This is a genomic window from Kocuria sp. CPCC 205297 (assembly GCF_040981035.1).
GTDB lineage: Bacteria > Actinomycetota > Actinomycetes > Actinomycetales > Micrococcaceae > Kocuria > Kocuria marina.
In genome coordinates this window covers 125,938-144,517 of record NZ_JAVKPY010000009.1, presented here as the reverse complement: position 1 = coordinate 144,517, position 18,580 = coordinate 125,938, and the positions used below count along the sequence as shown (strand labels likewise).

The 18,580-nt window shown below is 69.6% G+C and carries 16 protein-coding genes; 13 read left to right on the top strand and 3 right to left on the bottom strand.

The genetic code is table 11. The features are described 5' to 3' along the window. Positions 1 to 2 precede the first annotated feature (2 nt). The 9 genes from RF650_RS10170 (at position 3) to RF650_RS10130 (ending at position 10,601) form a co-directional block, all read left to right on the top strand. On the top strand, positions 3 to 1,010 hold the full coding sequence (locus RF650_RS10170; RefSeq protein ID WP_368814836.1) for an FKBP-type peptidyl-prolyl cis-trans isomerase: 1,008 nt from the start codon (positions 3 to 5) through the stop codon (positions 1,008 to 1,010). A 64-nt stretch (positions 1,011 to 1,074) separates the two neighbouring features. Then, positions 1,075 to 1,470, top strand: coding sequence for an FKBP-type peptidyl-prolyl cis-trans isomerase (locus tag RF650_RS10165; protein WP_126874796.1), 396 nt, complete (start codon positions 1,075 to 1,077; stop codon positions 1,468 to 1,470). Further along, a complete protein-coding gene (locus RF650_RS10160) occupies positions 1,471 to 3,735 on the top strand; it encodes a WYL domain-containing protein (RefSeq protein ID WP_368814835.1) in 2,265 nt (754 codons plus the stop codon). Positions 3,736 to 3,759: 24 nt separating this feature from the next. Then, positions 3,760 to 4,140 (top strand): hypothetical protein, encoded by a 381-nt coding sequence (locus RF650_RS10155; RefSeq protein ID WP_035961557.1) that lies wholly within the window; start codon positions 3,760 to 3,762, stop codon positions 4,138 to 4,140. Next, positions 4,124 to 4,477, top strand: a complete 354-nt coding sequence (gene tatA, locus RF650_RS10150; protein ID WP_368814834.1) for a Sec-independent protein translocase subunit TatA — start codon at positions 4,124 to 4,126, stop codon at positions 4,475 to 4,477. The genes RF650_RS10155 and tatA overlap by 17 nt, the downstream gene beginning before the upstream one ends. A gap of 195 nt (positions 4,478 to 4,672) precedes the next feature. After that, complete coding sequence (gene tatC / locus RF650_RS10145; protein WP_311254180.1) at positions 4,673 to 5,485, top strand: twin-arginine translocase subunit TatC; 813 nt, start codon at positions 4,673 to 4,675, stop codon at positions 5,483 to 5,485. Between the two features lie 47 nt (positions 5,486 to 5,532). Beyond that, complete coding sequence (locus RF650_RS10140; protein ID WP_311254175.1) at positions 5,533 to 8,361, top strand: DEAD/DEAH box helicase; 2,829 nt, start codon at positions 5,533 to 5,535, stop codon at positions 8,359 to 8,361. Between the two features lie 48 nt (positions 8,362 to 8,409). Then, complete coding sequence (locus RF650_RS10135) at positions 8,410 to 9,672, top strand: hypothetical protein (RefSeq protein ID WP_368814833.1); 1,263 nt, start codon at positions 8,410 to 8,412, stop codon at positions 9,670 to 9,672. Between the two features lie 188 nt (positions 9,673 to 9,860). Further along, positions 9,861 to 10,601 (top strand): polyprenol monophosphomannose synthase, encoded by a 741-nt coding sequence (locus RF650_RS10130; protein WP_368814832.1) that lies wholly within the window; start codon positions 9,861 to 9,863, stop codon positions 10,599 to 10,601. A gap of 165 nt (positions 10,602 to 10,766) precedes the next feature. On the opposite strand, the gene RF650_RS10125 is transcribed toward RF650_RS10130, so the two are convergent. The 3 genes from RF650_RS10125 to RF650_RS10115 all read right to left on the bottom strand — a co-directional run bounded on the left by RF650_RS10125 (position 10,767) and on the right by RF650_RS10115 (position 12,983). Beyond that, entirely contained in the window at positions 10,767 to 11,102 is a 336-nt protein-coding gene (locus RF650_RS10125; protein WP_035961581.1) for an RNA polymerase-binding protein RbpA, read from the bottom strand. Between the two features lie 118 nt (positions 11,103 to 11,220). After that, the gene (locus RF650_RS10120; protein WP_064846997.1) at positions 11,221 to 12,441 is read right to left on the bottom strand and encodes an SPFH domain-containing protein; all 1,221 of its coding nucleotides are present in this window, start codon (positions 12,439 to 12,441) and stop codon (positions 11,221 to 11,223) included. 50 nt (positions 12,442 to 12,491) lie between these two features. Next, positions 12,492 to 12,983 carry an NfeD family protein gene (locus RF650_RS10115; protein ID WP_368814831.1) on the bottom strand — a complete coding sequence of 164 codons (492 nt, stop codon included), beginning with the start codon at positions 12,981 to 12,983 and terminating at the stop codon, positions 12,492 to 12,494. 336 nt (positions 12,984 to 13,319) lie between these two features. Here RF650_RS10115 and RF650_RS10110 point away from each other — a divergent pair, with 336 nt between their 5' ends. The 4 genes from RF650_RS10110 to RF650_RS10095 all read left to right on the top strand — a co-directional run bounded on the left by RF650_RS10110 (position 13,320) and on the right by RF650_RS10095 (position 18,578). Further along, positions 13,320 to 14,186, top strand: coding sequence for a DUF2382 domain-containing protein (locus RF650_RS10110; protein WP_368814830.1), 867 nt, complete (start codon positions 13,320 to 13,322; stop codon positions 14,184 to 14,186). A gap of 321 nt (positions 14,187 to 14,507) precedes the next feature. Next, positions 14,508 to 16,640, top strand: coding sequence for a threonine--tRNA ligase (thrS, locus tag RF650_RS10105; protein WP_368814829.1), 2,133 nt, complete (start codon positions 14,508 to 14,510; stop codon positions 16,638 to 16,640). Continuing rightward, entirely contained in the window at positions 16,637 to 17,212 is a 576-nt protein-coding gene (locus RF650_RS10100; protein WP_144931830.1) for an HIT domain-containing protein, read from the top strand. Before thrS ends, RF650_RS10100 begins: the two co-directional genes overlap by 4 nt. Positions 17,213 to 17,264: 52 nt before the next feature. Continuing rightward, entirely contained in the window at positions 17,265 to 18,578 is a 1,314-nt protein-coding gene (locus RF650_RS10095) for a MurT ligase domain-containing protein (protein ID WP_368814828.1), read from the top strand. Positions 18,579 to 18,580 lie beyond the last annotated feature (2 nt).

The window sequence follows — 18,580 nt, the reverse complement described above, 5'->3', positions numbered from 1 at the left end:
TCGTGCGAAAGATCATCCCTGCCGGCACCGCCGCGCTCGCCCTGTCCCTGCTGCTGACCGGCTGCGGCGGGGGCTCGGGCTGGGACTCCGTGGAACTGTCCGCAGACCCCTCGCAGGGCACCGCGCCGTCGGTGTCCTTCAAGACCCCAATAAAGGTGGACGACGCGCAGACCAAGGTCCTGAAGGAGGGGGACGGTGAGGAGATCCACGCCGGCGACAGCATCATGCTGCAGGCAGCCCTGTACAAGGGCTCGGATGGTTCCTCGCTGGGGGACACCTACAGTCAGGGTGCCGGACAGGTGCTGACCGTCAACGACGAGCTCAAGGACTCCCTGCCGCAGATGTACGACGCCCTGACGAAAGCCAAGGAGGGGGAGATCATCGCGTACAGCTCTCCCAAGACCAGCGGCGCGGCCTCCGAGGGGGACGACTCCACCTCGGTGGAGGTCTACCAGGTGACCAAGAAGATCATGCCGTCGCTCAACGAGAAGATGAAGACCCCCTCCAAGGGCATGCCCAACGTTACGCAGGACGACAAGGGCACCCCCACGATCGCCAAGCCCTCCGGTAGCGAGCCCAAGGAGCTGAAGACGGACGTGCTGATCGAGGGGGACGGTGACACCGTCAAGGAGTCGGACACCGTGATCGCGAACTATGTGGGCGTGCGCTGGGCGGACGGAAAGTCCTTCGACTCCTCCTACGAGAAGGGCACCCCGGCCTCCTTCCCCCTCAACGGTGTGATCGCCGGCTGGAAGGAGGGTCTGGAGGGCCAGAAGGTGGGCTCGCGCGTGGAGCTGGTGATCCCCACCGACAAGGCCTACGGCACGGAGAAGGAGCTCGGCAAGGACTCCCAGTACCCCGCGGGCGCGCTCGTGTTCGTGGTGGACATCCTCGGCACCACACCCACCCCGAAGACGGAGACCGCGAGCCCGCAGGCCTCGGCGAGCGCCACTCTCGGTGCGTCCACGGCACCGAGCGCGAGCCCGAAGTCCTCTGCGTCCGGCAAGTGAGACACGGCTACACTGTGTGCTCGGCACGGCCCCGCCCGGGGGCCCACGACGAAAGGTAGAGCCCGTGTCATTCGGACAGCGCAAGCTTGATCGTTCCAAGCCGGAGATCGACTTCCCCCAGGACCCGGTTCCCACCGAGCTGCGGATCGTGGACGAGATCCAGGGCACCGGCCGGGAGGCGAAGGTCGGGGACACGGTCTCGTGCCACTACGTGGGTGTCACGTACTCGGGCGGCGAGGAGTTCGACGCCTCCTGGAACCGCGGTGAGCCGCTGGGCTTCACGGTGGGCGTGGGACAGGTCATCCAGGGCTGGGACCAGGGTCTGCTGGGCATGAAGGTGGGTGGTCGGCGTCGGTTGGAGATCCCCTCCGAGCTGGCGTACGGCTCGCGCGGCGCCGGCGCCGCGATCGGCCCGGACGAGTCCCTGATCTTCGTGGTGGACCTGCTCGACGTCCGCTGAATGGCGCCCTCCGCGGGGCCCTCGGCGCGCCGTTCCACCACGGCGTCCGCCGAACGGCTCCTCAACCTGCTGATCGCCCTGCTCGACCGCGAGTCCGGGTACACCCGTGAGCAGCTGCGCGCGATCGTGCCCGGTTACGACCGCGCCGGGAACCAGGACGCGTTCGAGCGCATGTTCGAGCGCGACAAAGCCCACCTGCGCTCACTCGGGTACCCGGTGGAGGAGATCCCGGACGACGACCCCTGGGCCTCGGACGCGCAGCTGACCCCGCGCTACCGCGTGCCCCGGGGCTCGTACCGGCTGCCCCGGGTGCGATTCAGTGCGGAGGAATCCGCGGTGCTCGCCGTCGCGGCGGACGCGTGGAACGACGCTGCCCAGGACCGGCTCGCACGCCGCGCCCTCGACAAGCTCGAACCGGCGCTCAGCGGCGAGGCCGCGCCGGGCCGGGACCTGCAGCCCACCGTGGCCGTGGCGGACCCCGCCTTCGAGCCGCTGCTCTCGGCAGTGCTTGCGCACCGCACAGTGCGCTTCGACTACGTGGACCGCACCGGGGCATTCTCCCAGCGCACGGTGCAGCCGTGGGGTGTGGGCTCCCGCTACGGAGCCTGGTACCTCGCGGGCTGGGACACGGACCGGCGTGCACAGCGCACGTTCCGGCTCTCCCGCATCATCTCCGAGGTAGAAACCACGCGCGAGACGTTCGAGCCGCCCCGGGACTTTTCCATGGGCGGTCAGCTCGCGCGCATGGTCAGCCAGCCGCCGCAGCTGTGCGTGGTGGTCCATGTCCGCCAGGGCGCGGGCCAGCTGCTGCGCCGCATTGCTGCGCCGTCCGACTCACCCGCGTGGCGGGCTCCCGAGGGCTACGACGCCGTGCAGCTCGCGGTGCACGACACCGAGTCCGCGGCGGAACACGTGTGCGCGGCGGGCCCGGACGCCCGGGTGCCCCGCGAACCCGTGCCCGGCATTCGGGGCGACGCCGCACAGGGCGGGAGCGCCCCGACGGCCGAGGGCGGGCCGTCGGCCGAACCCAATTCGACGAGCGACGACGCCCCGACCGCCGAGGACATCGCGACCCAGAACGCGGTCGCCGACGCCGTGGCCCGCAGACTCCGTGACGCGCGGGCCTTCCAGGCGCGGATGCCCGGCGTGGACGTGCGTTGGGGCAAGCAGCGCCGTCACGGCGCGGCCAAGGCCAGCACCGAACAGCACCTCGCGCGGCTGCTACACATCGTGCGCCACGTCTACGCCCACCAGGGCGCGGAGCTCGAGGAGACGGCCCGGCACTTCGGGATCACGGACGCCGAACTCGTCAACGACCTGCAGACCCTGTTCGTGTGCGGGCGCCCGGGGCACATGCCGGACCAGCTCATCGACGCGTCCTGGGACGACGGCCACATCTACCTGGGCAACGCGCAGGAACTGTCCGAACCCGTGCGGTTGACCGTCCCCGAGGCCAGCGCGCTGCTCATGGGGTTGCAGACCCTGCAGGCCGTTCCGGGCGGTGACAGCAGGGTCGTGCGCTCGGCCATGCAGAAGGTCGCGACCGCCGCGGACGCGCTGCCGCTCGCGGACGCGCTTGCGGCACCGGACGCCGACGCCGCCGCGGAGCCCCGTGACAGCGCGCTCGTCACCCGCCTGCGGGACGCGATCAAGAACGGCCGGCGCGTGCGGTTGCAGTACCTCGTGGCCTCCCGGGACGAGGTCACGGAGCGGCATGTGGACCCCGTGCGGATGATCTTCTCGGACGGGCAGCAGTACGTGCGGGGCTGGTGCCTGCAGGCCAACGCGCCGCGCACGTTCCGCACCGACCGGATCGTGGGCTGCGAGGACGTGGGTGAGGCCGAGGTGCACCCGCGCATGGAATCGGAGGTGCGTTCGAGTATCCAACCGGCCAAGCGTCGTCCGGTCCAGGCCGTGGTCGTCACCGATCGGCGCGGGCGGTGGATCGTGGAGCACTACCACGCCAAGCGCTTCGTGGAGGTCTCCGTGCCCTCGGCACCGGGGGAGACGGAGGAATCCGACGCCGCGCCCCGGGAGGCGAACTCCCAGCCGATTCCCGGGTCCCGCGCACGCGCGGCGCGGGGGCCGCGTCCACTGCCCGAGTACGTGGCCGCGGAGGTGGACTTCCCCACACTGGATGCACTGTCGTCCCTGGTCACACGGCATGCGGGACACGTGGGCGTGGTCTCACCGCCCGAGGCCGTGGCCGCCGTTGAACAGTGGTTGAACAGCAGCTGTCCCGAGTCCACCCCCGGGCGTCCGTAGCCGTCGACTGCCTATACTGGGGCCATGCTGTGGTGGATGTGGGTCGTGCTGTGGACCGTTCTGGTCCTGGGCGCTGCCGCGTTCATCGGGTGGGTGCTCTACCGGGTCGTGCGCACGCAGGTGCTGCCCGCGCTGGACGAGATCGAGCGAAGCGGTACCGATTTCGCCACCCGCTGGAACGCCGCGGCCCAGGGACACTCCACGCCGTTGCGCACACCCGCCCCGCCAGCCATGTTCACCCCGGTGGACGAGACCCGCGCCGCCTACCGTAGCGGCCGGGACCAACGACAGACAGCTCGGCTCATCCGCAGGATGCAGCGCAGGGACACCCTGGGGCAGCCCCAGAGGTATTCGGACGTGCGCCGGGCTGAACAGAAAGGACTCCGCCATGGGCCGCTTGTTTGACAGCCCCCTGACCCTCGTTTTGATCCTCGTGGTCATCCTGCTCCTCTTCGGTGCCCCCAAGCTGCCCGGGATGGCTCGTAGCCTGGGCCAGTCCCTGCGCATCTTCAAGTCCGAGGTCAAGGAGATGAAGCGCGACGACGATCCGAACGTGACCGTCAACGGCCAGCCGGTCGCCGATGGCCAGCCCGTCGCGGGCACCACCGCCGCGCAGTCGAGCACCCAGCCCACGGTGCAGCCCTCGGTGCAACAGCCGGCCGCCGAGCAGCCCACCGTGATCACCCCGCAGCCGGGCCAGCCCGCGCCCGCCGTGGACCAGAACCAGCGCCCCACCGCCTGATCCCGGCATCGTCCGTCGGGACCCGCGCGGGGCCGAGCCGTACGGCTCGGCCCCGTCGCATGCGGGTGAACGGCCCGTCAGAGAGGACAGGGACCCATGTCCACCACGGATTCCGGGAAGGCCCCCGGTTCCACCCGACAACAGCGCCGGGAACGCCGCAAGAGCACGTCGCGGCGGCACAACCCGCAGGCCCAGATGGCGCTCAAGGAGCACCTGCGGGAACTGCGTAACCGCCTCATCAAGTCCGCCGTGGCCACCGTGCTGGGCGCGGTGCTCGGCTTCATGGCGTACGAGCCGTTCATGCAGTACATCACCGAGCCGCTGCAGCGCCTGGCCGAGTCCGGGCGCACCGCGACCATCAACTACTCCTCGGTGGGCGGGTCTTTCAACATCATGGTGGAGGTCGCCGTGGTGCTCGGGCTGATCTTCGCGTCGCCGGTGTGGCTGTACCAGTTGTGGGCGTTCATCACGCCCGCGCTGCACAAGAACGAACGCCGCTACGCCTTGGGCTTCCTCGCCGCGGCGATCCCCTTGTTCCTGGGTGGGTGCGCCCTGGCCGTGACCGCGCTGCCCGCGGCCGTCTACGCGCTCACCGCGTTCACGCCCGAGGGCGGGGCGAACTTCGTGGAGGCCGGGATCTACCTGCGCTTCTTCCTTCAGCTCATCCTGACGTTCGGGATCTCGTGCGTGGTCCCCGTGCTGCTCGTGGGTCTCAACGTGCTGGGCCTGCTGTCCGGGCGCACCGTGCTCAAGGCGTGGCGGATTGTGGTGGTGGTCGTTCTCGTGATCGCCGCGATGGCCGCGCCGGGTCCGGATCCCGTGACCATGCTCTACCTGGCCATCCCGCTGCTGGTGCTGTTCTTCGTGGCCGTGGGGCTGTGTCTGTACCTGGACCGGCGTCGTGCCAAGAAGCAGGCCCGGCAGGCCGCCGCGACCGGTGCCAACGCGGACCGGGGAACCTCGGCGGAAGCGCTGCGCTCGATGGGCAGCACCGCCCACCAAGACTGATCCGCCCCGATTCCCGGGGTGTCAGAGGCACCGCGTAGGGTGGGAGCATGTCTTCCCCCGCCGAACGGTACATTGCCGCGAAGGCTCGCGCGGCCCACGTGAGCACGGAGCTGTCGGCCTTCGAGAACACCGTGGACTTCGAACTGGACCCGTTCCAGACGCAGGGGTGCCGCGCTCTCGAGGAGGGCCGGGGAGTGCTCGTGGCCGCCCCCACGGGCGCGGGAAAAACCGTGGTGGGGGAGTTCGCGATCCACCTCGCACTGACCCGGGGTAAGAAGGCCTTCTACACCACGCCCATCAAGGCGTTGAGCAATCAGAAGTTCCACGAGTTCTCGCGCCGCTGGGGCTCGGACCGTGTGGGTCTGCTCACGGGTGATACGTCCGTGAACTCGGAAGCGGACGTGGTCGTGATGACCACCGAGGTGCTGCGCAACATGCTCTACGCGGGCTCGTCCACCCTGGCGAACCTGGGGTTCGTGGTCATGGACGAGGTGCACTACCTTGCGGACCGCTTCCGCGGTGCTGTGTGGGAAGAGGTCATCATCCACCTGCCCGAGCACGTCCAGCTCGCGTCCCTGTCCGCGACCGTCTCCAACGCCGAGGAATTCGGTGCGTGGCTCGACGACGTCCGCGGCAGCACGGACGTGGTGGTCTCCGAACACCGCCCGGTCCCGCTGTGGCAGCACGTCCAGGTGGGGCCGCAGCTGCTGGACCTGTTCGTGGACGACACCACGGTCGAGGAGGCCGCGCAGCGTCACTCGGACAAACACCGGGACGAACCCGAGGTCAACCCCGAGCTGCTGCGGTTGTTCCGCGCCCAGCATCCCCGCGGGGGTCGGTCGGGTGGGCGCGGACCCGGTCATCGCAATCGCCGTCGTCACGGCGGCCGCCACCAGGAGCCCCGCACCGGGCGGCAGGAGCGGATCTCCCGCCCCCAGCTGTTGCGCCGGCTCGACGCCGAGGCCCTGCTGCCCGCCATCACCTTCATCTTCTCCCGCGCCGGGTGCGACGCCGCCGTGGCACAGTGCGTGGCCGCGGACCTGTGGCTCACCACGCCGCAGGAGCAGCGCGTCCTGCGCGCGTTCGCGGCGGAGGCCACCGCGCACATGTCCACCGCGGACCTCGCGGCACTGAACTACGAGGACTGGTACCAGGGCCTCATCCGGGGGATCTCCGCCCACCACGCGGGCATGCTGCCCGTGTTCAAGGAAGTGGTCGAGCAGCTGTTCTCGGAGGGGCTCATCAAGGCCGTGTTCGCCACGGAGACCCTGGCGCTCGGGATCAACATGCCGGCCCGTTCCGTGGTGCTCGAACGCCTCGACAAGTTCAACGGTGAGGCTCGCGTGGACATCACCCCGGGGGAGTACACCCAGCTCACGGGGCGCGCGGGCCGGCGCGGGATCGACGTCGAGGGCCACGCCGTGGTGCTGTGGCGGGACGGCATGAACCCCCAGGCCGTCGCAGGACTCGCGTCCACGCGCACGTACCCGCTGAACTCGAGTTTCCGGCCCACATACAACATGTCCACCAACCTCATCGCGCGCTACGGGGCCAAACGCTCCCGGTCCATCCTGGAGACCTCGTTCGCGCAGTTCCAGGCGGACCGCTCGGTCGTGGGCCTGGCCAAACGGGTGCGCTCCCAGGAGAAGACCCTCGAGGGCTACCGGGACGCCATGACGTGCCACCTGGGCGACTTCACCGAGTACGCTGCGCTCCGCCGTGAGCTCATGGCCGAGGAGAAGTCCGCGAGCAAGTCCCGCTCGGCGCGTCAACGTAACGACGCCGCGGTGGCCCTGCAGGACCTGCTGCCCGGGGACGTGATCGAAATCCCTCAGGGCCGCAACGCCGGGTGGGCCGTGGTGCTGCGCGAGGACGCGCACCCCTTCGACCCGCGCCCCCACATTCTCACGGTGGACGGCAAACTGCGCCGGGTGGGTGTCAACGATCTGGACGGTTCCCTGGAACCCGAATCCCGGATCCGGATCCCCAAGCACTTCTCGGGGAAGTCCCCCCAGGAACGCAAGGACCTCGCCGCGACCGTGCGGGCCGCGTTGCACGAGCACCGTCCCGCGCGCGCCCGCTCGGGTGGTCACGCGATCCGCTTCGACCGGGGGACCTCCGCGCGCGATCACCGGATCGAGGACCTGCGCCGACGGTTGCGTTCGCACCCGTGTCATGGTTGTTCGGACCGCGAACAACACGCCCGCTGGGCGGAGCGCGCGTGGAAGCTCGAGAAGGACACCCAGGCACTGCGTAAGCAGATCGCCGGGCGCACCGGGAGCATCGCGGCGACCTTCGATCGCGTGTGCGCGGTGCTCACCCACTTCGAGTACCTGAGCCCGGACGAATCCGGCCACCTGCAGCCCACTGCGGCGGGCGAACAGTTGCGCCGGCTCTACGGTGAGCGGGACCTGCTCCTCGCACTGTGCTTGCGGGACGGCTTCCTGGACGGACTGGACGCCCCCGGACTTGCCGGTGTCATGACCGCACTCGTCTACCAGCCCCGGCGCGAGGACCAGGGCGCGCGTCCCAAGATGCCCACGGCCCACATGGAGGAATCCGTCCAGATCCTGCTCCACAACTGGTCGGTGCTTTCCGCGCGCGAGGCCGAGCACCGATTGCCGCTCACCGCCGCCCCCGAGCTGGGGCTCGCGGACGCCATGTACCGCTGGGCCCGGGGCGCCACCCTGACCCGGACGCTCACCGGCACGGACCTGGCCGCGGGGGATTTCGTGCGCTGGGCCAAACAGACCGTGGACGTCCTGGACCAGTTGCGCGGCGTGGAAGGGCTCGATCCCGAGCTGCGCGAGACCGCGCACCGGGCCATCGAAGCCGTGCGCCGCGGCGTCGTCGAGTACAGCGTCTTCGACCAGTAGGACAATGCCGGGCGCGGGGGTTCCGCAGGCCCGGTCGGAGGGAATCACGTGAAGTCAGAACAACAAGCCGTGCGGGTGTGGATCAACGGATCGGTGTACTCGCCCGCTGACCCGTTCGCCACCGCCATCCTCCTGGACGGCGCGACCGTGGCGTGGGTCGGTTCCGACGACGCCGCCCGGGCCATGGCCGGCGCGGACGTCACCCCGGGAGACCTGCGGGCCGCGGTGGTCACCCCCGCGTTCGTCGCCCACCACCGAGTAATCGGGTCCGGGCAGCTTCCGCGCGCCGAGCACGGCTACGGAGCCGTGGAACTGGTGAGCTCGGACCCCGACGCGCTCGACGCCGCGACGCGGGAGGTCCGCGCGGACGGGCTGCACGCCCTGCCGATCCTGGTGTGCCGCGCGCGGGACACCGACGAGCTCGACCCCTCGGCACTGCCGTCGCCCGCCCTGGGGTTCGACGCCGCTCCGTTCGGTGATCCTGCTGCTCTGGCCGATGCCGCGCGGGAGCACCTCGTGGCATGCACGCGAGTGGGGCTGCAAGCGGTGCTCGTTCTGCCCCCGTCCGGGGACGGCGCGTCGGAGAGTGGCTCGTTCGGGGACGACCCGTCCGGAAGCCGACCGTCCGGGAACGAGTTGTCCGGGAGCGACGCCTCCGGCAACGACCGCCCCGAGGACGATCCGGACGAGACCGCGGGGGAGGACGAGGCGTCGACGGAAGATGCGTCGTCGTCGGGGGATCCCCGCGTTGACGCGTTGCTGGACGCCGCGGACGCCGCCGCGGAGGAACTCGGCGGCCGGGCGTTCCATGCGCGGGGGCACCGGATCGTGGGCGTCGAACAGTTGTCCGAGGCCCAGTGCGAACACCTGGCCGATCTGGCGATCACCGTCTCGTGCGTGCCCGGACGGGCGCCGCTGCGGGACCTGTCCCGTGCCGGTGTGCCCGTGACGCTCATGACCGACGACCCCGATCCGTGGACCGCCGTCAAGGCGGCCCTCGAGGCACCCGACGAGCACCTGCGCACCTCCGCGCGCGCTGCGTTCCTGGCTCTGACCCGCGGGGTGTGGCGTGCTCACCGCGGGGGCACACCCCTCGCGGGGCAGCTCGCACCGGGCGCGGAGGCCACGCTCGCGGTGTGGGATGCCGAATCCGTCATGGTGCAACAGGCCCAGGGCACGGGCGCGTCGTGGAGCACGGACCCGCGGGCGCGCACGCCCGTCCTGCCCGCGCTCGACGATTCCCGCTTGCCGCGGTGCGAGGCCACCGTGGTGGCCGGGACGCTCGTGAGCGGCGCGGAACCGCGCCCGTGACGTAGCGTTTTCATCTTGGTCCTGATCGCCCCTGACGTTAGACTGAGTTCTTACTGCCGGGTGGGTTCATCCGTCCTTAGAAAACAGCGCGCGCCCTTCGGGCCGCTCTGGTCCGAAGGCGGATGGGCCCGCCCAGTGGTCTGTCCGGGCTCGGGTGCCCGGCTACCAGCGGCATGAAAGGACGCCCGGTGCGAGTTCTCACCATCATCCCCACGTACAACGAACGTGAATCGTTGCCCACGGTCATCAAGCGGCTGCGCGCCGCCGTGCCGGACGCCCACGTGCTGGTCGCCGACGACAACAGCCCGGACGGTACCGGTGACATGGCCGATGCCATGGCCGAGCGGGACGGCAACATCCACGTCCTGCACCGACCCGCCAAGGAGGGCCTGGGGCCTGCGTACCTGGCCGGTTTCGCGTGGGGTCTCGAGCGCGACTACGACGTCCTCGTGGAGATGGACGCGGACTGCTCCCACCAGCCCGAGCAGTTGCCGTTGCTGCTCGACGCCGTGGAGCAGGGCGCGGACATGGCCATCGGTTCGCGCTACGTCCCGGGTGGGCGCACCGAGAACTGGCCACTGCAGCGACAGCTGATCTCGCGCGGTGGCAACATCTACTCGCGTGTCCTGCTGGGCACGTCCATCCACGACATCACGGGTGGCTTCCGCGCCTACCGGGACACCACGTTGCGGACCCTGGACCTGGACTCGGTCCGCTCGCGCGGCTACTGCTTCCAGATCGACCTCGCGTGGCGCGCCGAGCGCCTGAGGCTGAAGATCGTGGAGGTGCCCATCACGTTCGTCGAACGCGAGGAGGGCGCGTCCAAGATGAGCAACGACGTCACCGTGGAGGCCGCCACGAGCGTGGCCAAGTGGGGCCTCACGGCCCGTGCGCGCACGCTCGCCGGGAAGCTGGGCCTGGGCCGCTGACCGGGCCGCTGTCCCGTGCCCGGCCGGCTCGCGGGTCGGTTCGAGCCACCGCGCCGGCATGGGCTCGCGCGCACCTGCTGTTCGTCCGACGGAACGACCCCCGCCCATCGGGCGGGGGTCGTTCCGTCGGTGTGTCGGCGGTCGATCACCGACCGCCCGGGGGAATCAGAGGGCGTGCTGCTCCTTGTAGAACGCCAGCCGCTGCTCGAGGGTCTGCTCGAGTTCTTCCATGCTGCGCCGCTCCAGGAGCATGTCCCAGTGGGAGCGCTGGTGCTTCTCGTTGGGGTTCTCGGGCTTCTCACCGTTGACCAGGATGGCTTCCTGGCCGGTCTTGGTGGTCCACACCGGGGGGATCTCCGCCTCCGCCGCGAACATCACGGACACGGACTCGCCGTCCGCGGTGCGGTATTCCACGCGCTGACGCGGCGCGGGCTCCACCCCGGCCTCGGTTTCCATGGACTGGGAGCCCAGGCGCATCCCTCGTAGGCTGCGATCACTCACGCGACGATCCTTCCCGACGTACTTTTTCGTGGGCCGCGGGACGACGACGCTGCGGTGCGTTCACACCCGGCGTCCCGTCCTCGCGGGCCCACCCTTCGTTCCCCAGCGTAACGGGGAGTCAACGGGATTCATTCCCCGGGTCGGTCTCGGGGGCCTCCGGGCGGGCGTGCCGGGGCAACGAGCCGGACTCGGCATCCGTCCCTGTGGTGCCGGCGGTCGTGGGTTCCGAGTCCGTGACCGGCAGGTTGACCTCGTCCACGTGGGGATCGGCGGCCTCCTGGGCGATCGGGGACGTGTAGGGCGAATCCGGCATCTCGAACTCGCTCGGGTCCGTCAAGGTGAGGTCCGGTTCCAGGTCCTTCTCGGTGACCTTGACGGTCTCGTGCTCCACGATGGGGGCGCTCTCCGGCAGGTCCGGTGCCACGGGGGCCTCGTCCTCGTACTCGTCGTCCTCGGGGCCGTCCGACGCGCCGGGGTTGAGGTAGGAACCCACACCGCGCAGCGCGGTGCTCAACTCGGCGGGGATCATCCACACCTTGTTGGCCGTGCCCTCGGCGACCTTGGGCAGGGTCTGGATGTACTGGTACGCCAACAGCTTCTGGGTGGGGCGGGCGCGGTGGATCGAGTCGAATACCTTGGAGATGGCCTGCGCCTCACCGTCCGCGCGCAGGATCGCGGCCTTCGCGTCACCCTCCGCGGAGAGCACGGCGGCCTGACGTTCACCCTCGGCGGTGAGGATCTGGGACTGCTTCTCGCCCTCGGCGGTGAGGATCGCGGCGCGGCGGTCACGCTCGGCGCGCATCTGCTTCTCCATGGAGTCCTGGATGGACGGCGGGGGAGTGATCTCCTTGATGTCCACGCGGGAGATCCGGATGCCCCAGCGCCCGGTCGTGGAATCCAGTACGCCGCGCAGCTCCGCGTTGATCTTGTCGCGGGAGGTTAAGGTCTCCTCGAGGTTCAACCCACCCACCACGTTACGCAGCGTGGCGCTCGTGAGCTCGTCCACGGCCTGGATGTAATTGGTGATCTCGTACGTGGCGGCGCGGGGATCAGTGACCTGGAAGTAGACCACGGTGTCGATGCCCACGACCAGGTTGTCCTCGGTGATCACGGACTGGGCGGGGAACGGCACGACCTGTTCGCGCAGGTCGATCAGGGGCAGCAACCGGTCGATGAAGGGGATGAGGAAGTGCAGCCCGGGATTGAGGGTGGACTGGTACTTGCCCAGTCGCTCCACGATGCCCGCGCGCGACTGCGGGACGATCCGCACCGCTTTGATAAGGGCGATGACCGCGGCGAGCACCACCACGGCCAACAGGACGATGATGACGATGGACATGGGGTCCTTTCGGTGGGGGTTCGGCGGTGCGCCGGGGCGCTCGTCCGGGGTCAGGGTCGGACGCCGCGCCCGGGGTTGGTCTGCGTGGGCACCGGGGCCACGTCCGCGACGACCGCGGTGGCCCCCTCGATGCGGTGGACGTAGGCGGTGCTACCCGCGGGCAGGGCGGCGGCCGTGGCGGTGCGGGCGGTCCAGATGTCCCCCTCCAGGCGCACCAGGCCGCTGTGCTGGCTCACGGGCTCCAGCGCCATGCACCGCAGCCCGATGAGGCGATCGGTGTTGGAGCGGGTCGTGGGCGCGGACCTGTTGAGACGTCGCAGGGCGATCGGGCGGATCAAGAAGATCAGCAGCACCGACACCAGCGCGAACATCACCACCTGCGCGGTGAAACTGTCCACGACCAGGCTCACGCCGGTGGTGACCAGGGCGGCGAGCGACATCATGAGAAAGAGGAAGTCCAGGGTGAGCATCTCGATGGCTGCGAGCACCAGCATCACGATCAGCCACAGGATCCAGGGATTGTTGACCAGTGCGTCCCACACGGTGCGGCTCCGTCCTCGTCCGGTGTCGTCGGTTCTCGGATGCCCCGGTGCGAGCCCGGGGGTCCATCTCACGTGGTCCAGCCCATTGTGCCCTACGACACCGACGTGATCCCGCAGGCCCCACGCCAGTGTCGCTGGTAATCACATGCCGCGGCGCTCCCGCGGCAACGGCGCGCCGGTTTCCCCGTGAGAGAAACGTGCGGGAAATCAGTGGCGCGTCACTACGTGGGTCGTAATATGGGTCACGAAGCCAGACCACACACCCATTGCGGGTGCGGCGGCCTACGGCGCACAAACCGTGCGCCGGCAGCAGAGACTTACTGAGGAGTTAATGCGATGACCACGTTCGACGTGAATGCAATTCTGTCCAGCACGGCCTACGGTTCCGACGGTGACAAGATCGGCAAGGTCGAGCAGGTCTTCCTGGACGACAACTCGGGCGAGCCGACGTTCCTGACCGTCAACACCGGTCTGTTCGGCGCCAAGGAGAACTTCGTTCCTGTGAAGGGCGCTCGTCAGGACGGCGACCGTGTGGTCCTGCCCTACACCAAGGACGTCATCAAGGACGCTCCGAAGGTCGACGCCGACCAGCACCTCTCCCCGGCCGAGGAAGAGGAGCTGTACCGCTACTACGAGCTGAACTACAACGACGACCGTACCGCGGGCACCGATCGTGATCGCACCACCGCTGCCGCTGGTACCGCGGGTGTCGCCGGCACCGCCGCCGCCGATCGCGATGTCGCCGATCGTGACCGCGACGCCGTGGACCAGGACCGCCGCGACGTCGCCGCGACCGCCGGTGACGAGGCCTCCGTGGTCCGCCACGAGGAGCGCCTCAACGTGGGCACGCAGGAGCGCGAGGCCGGCCACGCCCGCCTGCGCAAGTACGTCGTGACCGACCACGAGACCGTGGACGTCCCCGTCGAGCGCGAAGAGGTCACCGTCGAGCGCACGCCGATCAACGACACGAACGCTCGCGTGGACAACGGCACCATTGGTGAGGAAGAGGTGGACGTGACCCTGCACGAGGAGCGTCCCGTCGTCCAGAAGGAAGCCGTGGCCGTGGAAGAGGTCGGGCTGAACAAGCAGACCGTCCAGGAGACCCAGCGCGTCGAGGCCGACGTCCGCAAGGAACAGGTCGATGTCGAGACCGACGTCGATCGTGGTGACCTCGGCCGTGACGGCGAGGCTCCCCGCCGCTGATCCGCGGCGCGCGGCTGACGCCGTGTGAGCACTGACGGTTGTACCCCGGGTTCCGGCCCGGGGTACAGCCATGTCCGGGTACAACCGCGCCGGGGCACGCCCGCGTCCGCGCACTGCGCTGTCGTGGAGGCGGTCGGCTCGGTCGGAGAGGCGCGGTCCGCACGGACGCGGCCCCGCAGCGGCGTCGTGCCCGTCTTCGTGGCGGCGGGGCCGGGGCGGTAGCATCAATGAGGTCGTCGGCGCGTCCAGCGCGCGAGTCCTGCACGACGGCCCGCCCCCGGTACGGGCGGGCGCACCCAAGATCTGACGAGGAGAAACACCATGACGGATGCCCCTTCCCTGCGGTTGACGGTGGACGGCGAGTCACGCACCGTGGACAAGGGCACCACGGCCGCGGAGTTGTACAGCGAGCAGCGCGACGTCGTGGTGGCGCACGTCAACGGTGAGCTCAAGGACCTCGCGACCGAGGTGCGGGACGGGGACACCGTGGAGCGCGTGCTGATCGGTGACCCCGAGGGCCTCGAGGTGCTGCGCCACTCCACGGCCCACGTGATGGCCCAGGCCGTGCAGGAGCTGCGCCCGGACGCGAAACTGGGGATCGGGCCCTACATCACGGACGGGTTCTACTTCGACTTCGACGTCGAAGAGCCGTTCACCCCGGACGATCTGAAGAAGCTCGAGAAGTCGATGCTCAAGATCGTGAACAAGAACCAGATCTTCCGCCGGCGCAGCGTGAGCGAGGACGCTGCCCGGGCGGAGATGGCGGACGAGCCGTACAAGCTCGAACTCATCGACCTGGCCGGCGGTCCCGGCTCCGGTGCCATGGACGAGTCCGCGGAGGGTGCCTCGGTGGAGGTGGCCGCCGGTGACCTCACGATTTACGACAACCTGGACCGTAAGAGCGGGGACGTGGTGTGGCGGGACCTGTGCCGCGGCCCGCACCTGCCGGACACCAAGCACATCGGCAACGGCTACGCGCTGATGCGTTCGGCCGCCGCGTACTGGCGCGGGAGCGAGAAGAACAAGCAGCTGCAGCGGATCTACGGCACGGCATGGCCCACCAAGGACGAACTGCGCGAGTACAAGGAACGATTGGCAGAGGCCGAGCGCCGCGACCACCGCAAGCTGGGTGTGGAACTGGACCTGTTCTCCTTCCCGGACGAACTGGGTTCCGGGCTGCCGGTGTTCCACCCCAAGGGCGGGATCATCCGCAAGGAGATGGAGGACTACTCCCGCGAGCGCCACGCCCAGGCTGGGTACGAGTTCGTCTACACGCCCCACATCACCAAGGGTCATCTCTACGAGGTCTCGGGTCACCTGGACTGGTACCGGGACGGGATGTTCCCTCCCATGCACGTGGACGAGGAGCGCGACCCGGCCACGGGTGAGCTGACCAAACCGGGCCAGGACTACTACCTCAAGCCCATGAACTGCCCCATGCACAACCTGATCTACCGCTCCCGGGGCCGTTCCTACCGGGAACTGCCGCTGCGGTTGTTCGAGTTCGGTGCGGTCTACCGCTACGAGAAGTCCGGTGTGATCCACGGCCTCACGCGTGTGCGTGGGATGACGCAGGACGACGCCCACATCTACTGCACGCGTGAGCAGATGAAGGACGAGCTGACCAGCACACTGAACTTCGTGCTGTCCCTGCTCAAGGACTACGGTCTGGACGACTTCTACCTGGAGCTGTCCACCAAGGACCCGGAGAAATTCGTGGGTTCGGACGAGATCTGGGACGAGGCCACCCGCACCCTGCAGGAGGTCGCCCAGGACTCGGGGCTCCAGCTCGTACCGGATCCCGGGGGAGCGGCGTTCTACGGCCCGAAGATCTCCGTGCAGGCGCGGGACGCGATCGGGCGCACGTGGCAGATGTCCACGATCCAGCTCGACTTCAACCTCCCCGAGCGCTTCGACCTCGAATACCAGGCGTCGGACGGCACCCGGCGTCGGCCCGTGATGATCCACCGGGCCCTGTTCGGGTCCGTGGAGCGGTTCATGGGCGTGCTCACCGAGCACTACGCGGGGGCGTTCCCGGTGTGGCTGTCGCCCACCCAGGTCCGGGCGATCCCCGTGGCGGACGCCTTCGACGACTACCTCGACGAGTTCGCTCAGGCCTTGCGCGAACGCGGCGTACGTGTGGAGGTGGACACGTCCTCGGACCGGTTCCCCAAGAAGATCCGTACGGCCTCCAAGGACAAGATCCCGTTCGTCGTGATCGCCGGGGGCGACGACGCCGAGGCCGGTACCGTCTCGTTCCGCTTCCGCGATGGCTCGCAGTACAACGGAGTGTCCCAGCAGGACGCGGTGGAACTGATAACGGGCCACATCGATCGGCGTCAGAACGCAGACCCCACGGCGCCCGCGCAGGACACCCCGGAGGCCCCGGCCGCAGGGGACGGCGCCGTCGCGGCCGACACCGCGGCGGGTGACGCGGCGTCGGGACAGTCGTGAGCGCCCCGGACGCCGCGGCGTCGGACGGGGAGGGCGTGAGCCGGGACGAGTTCGAACTGCCCGGCGACCCGGACGGTTTCCAACGGCTGTGGACCCCGCACCGGTTGGCGTACGTGCGCGGGGAGGAGACGTCCGTGGAGCAGCCTCCGGGCTGCCCATTCTGCACCGCGCCGGGCCGCTCGGACGAGGACGCGCTGATCGTCCACCGCGGGGAGCACTGCTTCGCGGTGCTCAACCTCTTCCCGTACAACCCGGGCCACGTGCTCGTGTGCCCGTACCGCCACGTGGCGGAGCTCACGGAGCTCACGGACGACGAACTGTGGGAGCTCAACACGCTGACCCGCACCGTGGTCCTCGTGATCCGGGACGTCGCCAGCCCCGCGGCGTTCAATGTGGGACTCAACCTGGGCCAGGCCGCCGGCGGTTCGCTGTCCGAGCACCTGCACCAACACGTGGTCCCGCGCTGGACGGGGGACGCGAACTTCATGCCCGTCGTCGCCCACACCAAACCCCTCATCCAGACCCTGGCGGCCACGCGCGAGGACATCGCCCGCGCGTGGCCCCGGGACTGACCCCCCGCGGGCCCCGGACCGCCCCGCCGGGCGAATCCGCCCGCTCACTAGGATGGAGACCATGTCCCGACCACTCGTACGTGTCCTCGGCCAGGGGGTGCGCTGGGCGTCGAGCCTGCGCGGCGGTGGCTCCGCCTTCCCCGGCCTGGTCATGGAGAAACTGCACCCCGGGTTCGTCGCGGAGGAGCTCGCCAAGCTGCCACTCGGCGTGGTGGTGATCAGCGGCACCAACGGCAAGACCACCACGACCAAGATGACCGTCCAGTTGTTGCGTTCACAAGGACTGCGCGTGTTCACCAATCGCACGGGCTCCAACTTCGTGCGCGGTGTCGCGGCGTCCCTGCTCGCGGAGATGGACGCGTTCGGTCGGCTCGTGGCGGACGTCGCGGTGCTCGAGCTGGACGAGGCCCACGCGGTGCACTTCGTGAAGCAGGTCCGGCCCCGGATCTCGCTGTTGCTCAATGTGATGCGGGACCAGCTCGACCGGTTCGGGGAGATCGACACCACGCGCCGGATGCTGAGCCAGGTCGCGCGCGCCACCACGGGCACGGTCGTGCTCAACCGCGAGGACCCTCGGATCGCGAGCCTCGCCCAGGACGTGACCGAGGGCACCGCCGTGAGCTGGTTCGGGCTCTCGGACGCACTGCGCCCCATGTTCCCGTCCGACGACGACATGCGTGACGGGCTACGACAGGTGGACCCCGGCGCCCAGGACTCGCACGTGCCGTCCGCGCGTCGGCCCGACGCCGACGTCGTGCTCGAGGCCGTGAACGCGCGCAGCGTGGAACTCGACGTGCGCGGGCGCAAGCACGACGCCACGGTGGACCTGTACGGCGTCTACAACCAGTACAACGCCGCGGCCGCCCTCGCCACGAGCCTGCAGGTGCTCGGCGACGTCGCGGACGTCCCCTCCCTCGTGGCCGAACTGGGGGAGGTCACCCCGGCGTTCGGTCGCGGGGAAACCATCACGGTCCAGGACAAGCCCCTGCAGTTGCTGCTCGTGAAGAACCCCGCGGGCTTCCGGCTCTCCCTGGCCTCGGCCTCCGCGCAGGACTACGCCACGATGATCGCGATCAACGACCAGTACGCGGACGGCCGGGACGTCTCGTGGCTGTGGGACGTGGACTTCGACGCGTTGCGCGACGGCGGCGTGGACATGGTCTCGGGCGTGCGCGCGTGGGACATGGCGCTGCGCCTGGACTACGACCTCGTGCGCGTGGCCGCGGTGGAACCGGACCTCGAGGACGCGCTACGCCGGTTCATCGCGGACTCGGGGGAGCGCCCCATGAGAATCTTCTGCACGTACACGGCCATGCTCTCCCTGCGCAGGATCCTGGGCGACATGACGCACGTGGCGGCCATCTAGGA